The 7,774-nt window shown below is 63.2% G+C and carries 8 protein-coding genes; 2 read left to right on the top strand and 6 right to left on the bottom strand.

Going from position 1 to position 7,774, the window contains the following annotated elements; genetic code table 11:
- Positions 1-136 precede the first annotated feature (136 nt).
- Positions 137-1,291: an aldose epimerase family protein gene (locus ACZY0B_RS24245; RefSeq protein ID WP_463766779.1), complete on the top strand. Its 1,155-nt coding sequence runs from the start codon at positions 137-139 to the stop codon at positions 1,289-1,291.
- Between the two features lie 99 nt (positions 1,292-1,390).
- Here the strand turns inward: ACZY0B_RS24245 and ACZY0B_RS24240 are convergent, their stop codons facing one another.
- From ACZY0B_RS24240 to ACZY0B_RS24215, 6 genes are read right to left on the bottom strand one after another with little or no spacing between them, the layout of a single operon-like run.
- Positions 1,391-2,215: an SDR family oxidoreductase gene (locus ACZY0B_RS24240; RefSeq protein WP_463766778.1), complete on the bottom strand. Its 825-nt coding sequence runs from the start codon at positions 2,213-2,215 to the stop codon at positions 1,391-1,393.
- Between the two features lie 5 nt (positions 2,216-2,220).
- Positions 2,221-2,625, bottom strand: coding sequence for a DUF4345 domain-containing protein (locus ACZY0B_RS24235; protein ID WP_463766777.1), 405 nt, complete (start codon positions 2,623-2,625; stop codon positions 2,221-2,223).
- Entirely contained in the window at positions 2,609-3,517 is a 909-nt protein-coding gene (locus ACZY0B_RS24230) for an alpha/beta fold hydrolase (RefSeq protein WP_463766776.1), read from the bottom strand. The genes ACZY0B_RS24235 and ACZY0B_RS24230 overlap by 17 nt, the downstream gene beginning before the upstream one ends.
- A complete protein-coding gene (locus tag ACZY0B_RS24225; RefSeq protein WP_463766775.1) occupies positions 3,514-4,380 on the bottom strand; it encodes an alpha/beta fold hydrolase in 867 nt (288 codons plus the stop codon). The genes ACZY0B_RS24230 and ACZY0B_RS24225 overlap by 4 nt, the downstream gene beginning before the upstream one ends.
- Before the next feature lie 56 nt (positions 4,381-4,436).
- A complete protein-coding gene (locus ACZY0B_RS24220; RefSeq protein ID WP_463766774.1) occupies positions 4,437-5,291 on the bottom strand; it encodes an SDR family NAD(P)-dependent oxidoreductase in 855 nt (284 codons plus the stop codon).
- Entirely contained in the window at positions 5,288-6,535 is a 1,248-nt protein-coding gene (locus tag ACZY0B_RS24215; RefSeq protein ID WP_463766773.1) for an NADH:flavin oxidoreductase/NADH oxidase family protein, read from the bottom strand. The genes ACZY0B_RS24220 and ACZY0B_RS24215 overlap by 4 nt, the downstream gene beginning before the upstream one ends.
- 109 nt (positions 6,536-6,644) lie before the next feature.
- On the opposite strand from ACZY0B_RS24215, the gene ACZY0B_RS24210 reads away from it, so the two are divergent.
- Entirely contained in the window at positions 6,645-7,223 is a 579-nt protein-coding gene (locus ACZY0B_RS24210; RefSeq protein ID WP_463766772.1) for a TetR family transcriptional regulator, read from the top strand.
- Positions 7,224-7,774 lie beyond the last annotated feature (551 nt).

Raw genomic sequence — 7,774 nt, 5'->3', positions numbered from 1 at the left:
AGGGCCGCAGAGATGCGGCCCTTTCGTTTGACTGGATCGATTGCTTCGACCCGGTGCTCCGAATGGGCGATCCTTACGTCGTCATGAGCAGCAATTTTGGCGCACGGGTGGGTTAGGTACGAGTGCGAGGAGCGCCGTGGACGGCAAACGATTGCTTCTGCTGATCGCCATCGCCGGCTTGGCGGCATGTAGCAACACGACCACCACACCCGCAGAGCCGCCCTCGATCACCAGCGAGCCGTTCGGTCAGGTGGGCGGGACCCCGGTGAGCCGCTACACGCTCACCAGCGGGCACGGCATGCGCGTGCGAATCCTGAGCTATGGCGGCATCATTCAGTCGATCGAGGTCCCCGATCGCACCGGACACGTCGACAATGTGGTGCTGGGCTTTCCGACCCTGGCCGGTTACCTGAACAACACCGGATCCGCCAAGACCTATTTCGGTGCGATCATCGGCCGCTACGGCAACCGGATCGCCAAGGGAACCTTCTCGCTGAACGGCATCGAGTATCACGTGCCGATCAACAACAACGGCAACAGCCTGCATGGTGGCACCGCGGGCTTCGATACGAAGGTGTGGCAGGCCAGTCAGCAGAACGGTAGCGACAGCGTGGGCTTGAAGCTCCAATATGTCAGTCCCGCAGGCGAAATGGGCTACCCCGGAACACTGACAACCACCGTCACCTACACCCTGAACCAGAATAACGAACTGCGCCTCAACTACCACGCGACCACCGATGCGCCAACCGTGATCAATCTGACCAATCACAGCTACTTCAACCTGGCAGGTGAGGAGACGCTCGACGTCTACGACCAGAGGGTCACCATCCATGCCGACAACTACACCCCAACCGACGCCACCCAGATCCCGACCGGCCAGATCGCCGCGGTGCAGGGCACACCGTTCGATTTCACCTCACCGACTGCGATCGGCGCGCATATCACCGCGAATGACCCGCAGCTGCTGCTGGCCCAGGGCTACGACCACAACTGGGTGATCAACCGCGGCAGCAACACCGGGCTGGTCCACGCGGCCGTGGCAGTGGACCCGCAGACCGGGCGAGCCCTGACCGTCTCCACTACCGAGCCCGGGGTGCAGTTCTACACGTCCAACTTCATCGACGGGGTGTTCACGGGCACCAGCGGGCATGTCTACCGGCGGGGCGCGGGATTCACGATGGAGACCCAGCACTACCCGGATTCGCCGAATCACCCGAACTTCCCGACGACCACGCTCAACGCAGGCCAGACCTACGATTCGACAACGGTTTTTGCCTTCGGCACGGAATGAGCTCTGGCCAGTTTTCTTTTCCATCCACATCTCAACTTGTGCTCGACACCACCGGAACCCAGGAGCGAACACCCTTCACCACACCGCGCGCAGCTGCCCTCATTTCGACGTGGTTGCCGCTGCCAGAACCGCGTCGTTGACCGCGGTCGGCGTGATCGCGACGACGGCTTTCTGGGCGCGACTGACGATGTCTAGAAGATAGCGACGCTTCGGACGCCTCGATGTCAGCGCGTGATCGATGGCCTTCGTGACCCTCTTGGGATCGGCAGCGAGTTTTTGCATACGTCCCAACAACTTCCGGCTCCCAGCGAGGTGCGACGCATACAGTCGGCGATGCTCGTCACTGAGCTGTTTGGTCATATGGTCGTAGTCGTCGAGCACGCCAGCCCACATATCGGTACGGATCGGCCCTGGCTCGATGAGTGACACGGGGATGCGCCATGGACGTAATTCCATACGGAGTGCGTCGGCCAGGGATTCGATCGCGTACTTTGATGCGGTGTAGGCGCCGGTGCCCGGTGTGGTGATCAATCCGCTGACCGAGGACATGAACACCACCCGGCCGTGGGCGGCACGGATCTTCGGCAGCACCGCTTGCGTCACCGCGATCTGCGAGATGACGTTGACGTTGAGTTGCTGTGTCAGATCGTCGAGGGACAACCCCTCGACCGGTCCGTTGACGATGATGCCGGCGTTGTTGACGACGCCGTTCAGCTCAGCGGGAAGCTGATCGGGAAGTGCTGCAATGGCGGACCTGTCGGTGATGTCGAGGGAAATCGCGTGAACATTGGGCAGACGGTCGAGGCTGTTGAGGGCGGCATCGGAGCGAGCGGTGGCATAGACGTCCCAGCCTCGCCGGCTCATGTGCTCGGCGATCGCCCGACCGATTCCTCTGCCTGCGCCGGTAACCAGTACGGAAGGCATCTGTTTCACACCGCCTTCGCAGCAATGTTCCGCTGCCATGCGAGCAGGATCGGCACTCCGATGGTCTCGAGGGCGATTGCCCCCACGGTGACGGGGTGCGGACGCCCGCGTTGTTGCCATGACCTCAGCCGCGTGAGGCCGCCAAACGCGATGGTTAAAGCCGCGAAAGACACGGCGGGTGACTGCTCGATATGTCGGAGTTGAGACCAGATCACAGGCCCGACCGCGAATTTGAACGCATTGGCATAGCGCAGGGAACTGTCCACGGTCGGACTCACATCGGGTGAGCCGCCCGGCACCCCCTGCGGGCCTCGAAGAATCTCACCGGCCGCGCTCGCCGCGGGTATCACCGCGAGCACCCCCAGGGTCCATTGCAATCTTCGCCGGCTGCCGCTACCTAGCTGAGTCATGCTCACTCCTTGCATACCGATCGGTGTAATGATCAATGAAATTTATTGCGGTAGTCACGAACTCGTGGTGGTACTGGAAGATCGCACCGTGACCGGAGTCGGGATAGATGATGAGCTTCGAGCCCGTGATGCGACGGTGCATGTCTTCGGAGAGGGCCGTGGGAACCATACGGTCGTTGTCGCCGTTGGCGATCAATGTCGGCTTTGTGATCACGGACAGGTCGACGGGTGTTGAGCGGCCCCAACGCTTGATCGCTTTGAGTTGGGTCCGGAAGGCCCTCACCGTGATCGGTGCGTCTCGATCTTCGGCGCGTTCTTCGAGGCGTTCGACGAATGCACGTGCGGCTCGTTTGCCGGTGTCGTCACGGTTGAAGAACAGGAACTCCTTGGGGTCCTTCCGAGTGAGGGTGGCGCGCAATGTGTCGTAGTAGGTGGTCCCGGCAACCTTGTCGATGCCTTCTCCCCCTGCGGGCCCGGTTCCGGTGAGGATCAGCTTGCGGACGAGTTCAGGATGTTTGATCACCAGTGCCTGGGCGACCATGCCGCCGAGGGAGAAGGAGAAGATGTCGACGGTGTCGAAACCGAGTGCGGTGATGAAGGTGTAGGCGTCGTCGGCCATGGACTCGACGGTGTCGGGAACGGTTCCGGTGGAGGCTCCCACGCCGCGGTTGTCGAAGGCAATGACGTGATGGTGCGCAGCGATGGGATCGATGATCCGGGGGTCCCAGTTGTCCAGCGTGGCGGCGAGGTGGACGAAGAAGATGACCGGAATCCCGCCCGTGGGCCCAAGTTCGCGGTAGGCGTAGGTGACACCCCCTGCGGTGACCGTGCGCGATGGCGCATGTTTGTACGACGTGATCGCGTCGTTGTGTTGACTCGAATGTAAGTTCATGACGTTCTCCTAACGGTGTCGAAAGCTCTTTCCTCGGCGAGGAATTGCAGCGCATCGGGGACGAAGGTTCGGTGGTGCTGGAATACTCCGCCGTGTCCCGAGTTCGGGTAGATCTTCAGTCGGGCGTTGGGCAGTCGGCGTGCCATGTCGGCCGAGTGACTGCTGTCGACCATGAGGTCGTGGTCGCCGTTGGCGACGAGGACGGGATGGGTGATGACCGACAGGTCGTCGGGGTCGCTCAGCCCCGCGTGCCGGATGGCTTTGAGCTGAGCGATGCGGGCCTGCATCGAGATTCGTTTGTCGCGGTTCTGGGTGCGCTCCTTGAGGCGGTTGAGGTAGTCCGACGCGGCGTGTTTGCCGTCGGCGGTACGCGGGAAGAACAAAAAGTTCCTGGGGTCACTGAACGTGAGTGCTGCTTTGAGGTAGGCGACCCCGACAATGGTTGCCATTTTGTCGATGCCGCCGCCGCCGCGCGGTCCGGTGCCGGCCAGGATCATGCGCCGCACGAGGTCCGGCGCCTGTAAGGCGATCATCTGCGCGACGCCGCCGCCCAGCGAAAATCCGAATAGGTCAACCCTTTCGAGGCCCAAGGCACGGATGAAAGCGATCGCGTCGGTGCCCATCTGCTCGACCGTGGATGGCACCGAAGAGCCCGTTGCGCCGACACCGCGGTTATCGAAGGCGATCACCCGGTGGTGCGCCGCCACGCCGTCGATGATCCGCGGGTCCCAGTCGTCGAGGACCGCTGTCAGGTGGTGGAGAAACACCACCGGAACCTCTGAGCCGGAGCCCAGTTCGCGGTATGCGAACTCGACGCCGTTGACGTCGATCATCTGGGTGGGTGCGTCTTTCCACGTGGCCATTTCATGCCTTTCGATGTGATCGCGCGTCCCCGCAGGGAGATCGGGATGGTTGGTTGTCACGGTGCGACGTCGGCTCGTGTGTCGAGTGTGGACAGGGCAGCAAGGGTCCGCCGGTCGTGGGCCAGATGCGAATCCATTGCGGGCGCGAGGAGCCCGCGCAGCGCCGATAGGGGCATCCATCTGGATGGCTCCATGACGCGCGGCGAACGATGGGCGAGGCCGTCGGCGAGTGCTGTTGCGGCAGTGTCGGGTTGAAGGCGCTTGAGGAGCGGCCGGGGCAGCGCCGCGAGCAGTTCGTCGACGATAGGATCGTCGTCGACGCCGTGCTTGATCATGTTGGTGTCGATAAGCGAGAAGTAGGCGATCGTGGTTGAGACGCCGTGCGCGGCGAGTTCCACGCGCAGCCCGCGGCCGAGCTGTTCGACGGCTGCCTTGCTCATCGCGTACGGAATGGTGCCCATGCCGTTGAGAAACGCGAACACCGAACTGATGAGGACGAATTGGCCGCGGTGAGCGATGACCTGATCCATGGCGGCCTGGATCGTGTTCACGACGCCGGCCACGTTGACCGCGAGTAGAGACTCGATCGAGGACGTCGGCGTGGTGCGCAAAGTGGCGGCGCGAGAGAGGATGCCGGCGTTGGCTACCGCGACGTCAAGCCGCCCGAAGCGGTCGACGACTTCGGTGACGGCGACGTCGAGAGCCTCGCGAGAACACACGTCGGCGACGGTGCCCATGGCCGAATGTGACGACATGCGCGCGGCGATCTGTGGCGTCCGCGGATCGACGTCCACGATCGCCACTTTCGCGCCACGGCGGATGAGTTCACGTGCGGTAGCACTGCCGATTCCGCCGGTCCCGCCGGTGATGAGCACGACCTTCCCGCGCAGGTCGTAGGACTGACGCGTCATCGGATGCCCCGCTTGGGGCCGAACGAGGTAGTGCCGTTGCGGTGGAGCATGGCCACCGTCGTGGCCAGCCGCCCTCGGTCGAGATCAGGGTCGAGTCCCGCACCCAGCCGGTGCAGTTGATCGGTGTTCCAACTGATGTTGAGGACGCCGTCGAGCGCCTTGACGTCGACGAACCTGCCCAGCACGCGGCGCATCCCGTAACGCAGCTCTCGGGTCGGCAGTATGTCCAGGCGCTCTGACAGGATGGCGGCCGCCGCGTCGGGGGTTGTCACTGTCGGACGGGCGAGCCCGACCACATCGCAGTCACCGGCGCGCAGCGCTTCTTGGATGGCCTCGCGTGACCGGAATCCGCCCGTTACCGCCAGCGGCACATCACCTGCCAATTGCCGTACCGTGCGCGCGTAGTCGAGGAAGTAGGCTTCGCGGGCGCGGGTACTGGCGGCGGCGGACCCCGCCATGGCAGGCGATTCGTAGTTGCCGCCGCTGATCTCGATCATGTCGAGGCCTTCGCCGGCCAGGGCAGCGACCACGTCGCGTGACTCGTCCTCGCTGAATCCACCACGTTGGAAGTCCGCCGAGTTGAGCTTCACGCTCACTGCGAAGCCGGGGGATACCCGAGCCCGGATGCGGCGGACGATCTCGAGGACGAATCGCATCCGTCGCCGTGGGTCGCCGCCCCAGTCGTCGTCACGGAGGTTGGTCAGCGGTGAGAGGAACTGTGTGACGAGGTAACCATGCGCACCGTGCACCTGGACGCCGTCGAATCCGGCCGTCTCGCACACTGCGGCCGCCGTCACGAATCGTTCGATGATGTCCTCGATCTCGGGTGACGTCAGTTCGCGCGGTGTCGGCGAACCGGGGAGACTCATCGGCACGGCACTCGGCGCCACCGGAGTGTGGCCCACGGCGAGGGGGTTGGACTGGCGGCCGGGGTGATTGAGCTGGATCCAGATCGGCACGCCGGCGTCGTGAGAGGACTTCGCCCACACCGTCAGTGCGTCAAGGTCACGGTCGTCCTCGATCACCACGTTGTCGGGTTCGCCCAACTGAGTGCGATCGACCATCACGTTGCCGGTGACCAGCAACCCGTATCCGCCCTGACTCCACCTGCGGTACAGCCGCTCGAGACGGGTACCGGGCGAGTTTCCCGAGTCGGCGAGCGCTTCGCTCATCGCGGCTTTCATGATCCGGTTCGGCAGCACCTGTCCGCAGGCCAGCTGTAGGGGATCGTGCAGAGAAGTCATCGGGGTGGTCTTCCTCGTTGTAGACGTCATTGGCGTATGACCGTAATATTATGACTGTAAGTTAATCGGCTAAGATCCGCAAGTAGGACTTTTAGTGACGGAGGACGCTATGGCGAGGTACGACGCAGGGCACAAAGCCGGAACGCGGCGGCGGATCATCGAATCCGCCGGCCGACGTTTCAAGCAGGACGGCATCGACGGTTCAGGTGTTGCCGCGCTCATGACTGACGCGGGGCTGACCAACGGCGCGTTCTATGCGCACTTCGACTCCAAGGACGATCTCGTCGCCAACGTGGTCGCCGATCAACTGGCCACCCAGCGTGCCGTCCTCGCCTCGCTACCCAAGGGCCGAGCGGCACTGGAGGAATTCGTGCGCGGATATCTCACGCCAGGCCATCGCGATGATCTGGGCACGGGCTGTCCCAACGCTGCGCTGCTCGATGAGATCGGCCGCTGCGGCGACGCCGTCCGCGATTCCTACACCGAGGGAATGCAATCCATCGTCGACGTCATTGCGACGCACCTGGCTCCGAACGACCCGTCCTCCGCACGCACAACGGCGCTGGGGCTGTTCACCATCCTCGTCGCCACCATGCAACTCGCCCGCGCCGTATCCGATCGTGAACTCTCCGACGACCTACTCGAATCTGGTATTCGCAATGCACAGATCCTGCTCGAACCGTGGTGAGTAGAACTGACCCGTGACGGGAACTGCTCGTTGATCAGGATCGCTGTGGTGTTGTCCTGTCGAAGGGTCGGGTTTGACTGCTGGACGTGAGCTTCGTGCATGGAGGGGACGGCGTCCACCTCTCCGGCGGTGCCGCGACGCGTTGGCTCACAACCGCTGTTGCCGCCCCGAGGTGATCGGCAGACCGGATGGCGCCGCGCTCGGGTACTCCCACTAGATGCCAGCACCTGGAGTTCCGCAGTCCCGCAGGTAACACCGGCTTTTCTAGCGGGTTCGATTCCCGGCAGCTCCACCTGAGAAGGTGCTGGTCAAGGCCACAAGTTCTGGCCAGTTTTCTTTTTCGTCGGCTGTGGCTGACTATCTTTCAGCAGAGTTCAATCCTCACAGGGGCTGGATAAAGGAGGGTTCATGATCTATCGCTTTGCTATCGGGGTGCTCGCCACTTTGGCGGTGGCGATCGTCCTCCCTGCCCAGGGCCATGCCGATCCGTCGACGAAGTGTTTGACCAACACCCCCAAAGGCAAGCAGGTCTATGTGCCCTGCGATCTACT

The sequence above is a fragment of the Mycobacterium sp. IDUB_19 genome (assembly GCF_055419445.1).
This window is presented reverse-complemented; position numbering and strand designations above follow the sequence as displayed.

Excerpts from the sequence above, each read along its gene's own strand:
- ACZY0B_RS24240 (WP_463766778.1), bottom strand. The coding sequence starts at position 2,215 with ATGCCTTCCGTACTGGTTACCGGCGCAGGCAGAGGAATCGGTCGGGCG.
- ACZY0B_RS24235 (WP_463766777.1), bottom strand. The coding sequence starts at position 2,625 with ATGACTCAGCTAGGTAGCGGCAGCCGGCGAAGATTGCAATGGACCCTG.
- ACZY0B_RS24230 (WP_463766776.1), bottom strand. The coding sequence starts at position 3,517 with ATGAACTTACATTCGAGTCAACACAACGACGCGATCACGTCGTACAAA.
- ACZY0B_RS24225 (WP_463766775.1), bottom strand. The coding sequence starts at position 4,380 with ATGGCCACGTGGAAAGACGCACCCACCCAGATGATCGACGTCAACGGC.
- ACZY0B_RS24220 (WP_463766774.1), bottom strand. The coding sequence starts at position 5,291 with ATGACGCGTCAGTCCTACGACCTGCGCGGGAAGGTCGTGCTCATCACC.
- ACZY0B_RS24215 (WP_463766773.1), bottom strand. The coding sequence starts at position 6,535 with ATGACTTCTCTGCACGATCCCCTACAGCTGGCCTGCGGACAGGTGCTG.
- ACZY0B_RS24210 (WP_463766772.1), top strand. The coding sequence starts at position 6,645 with ATGGCGAGGTACGACGCAGGGCACAAAGCCGGAACGCGGCGGCGGATC.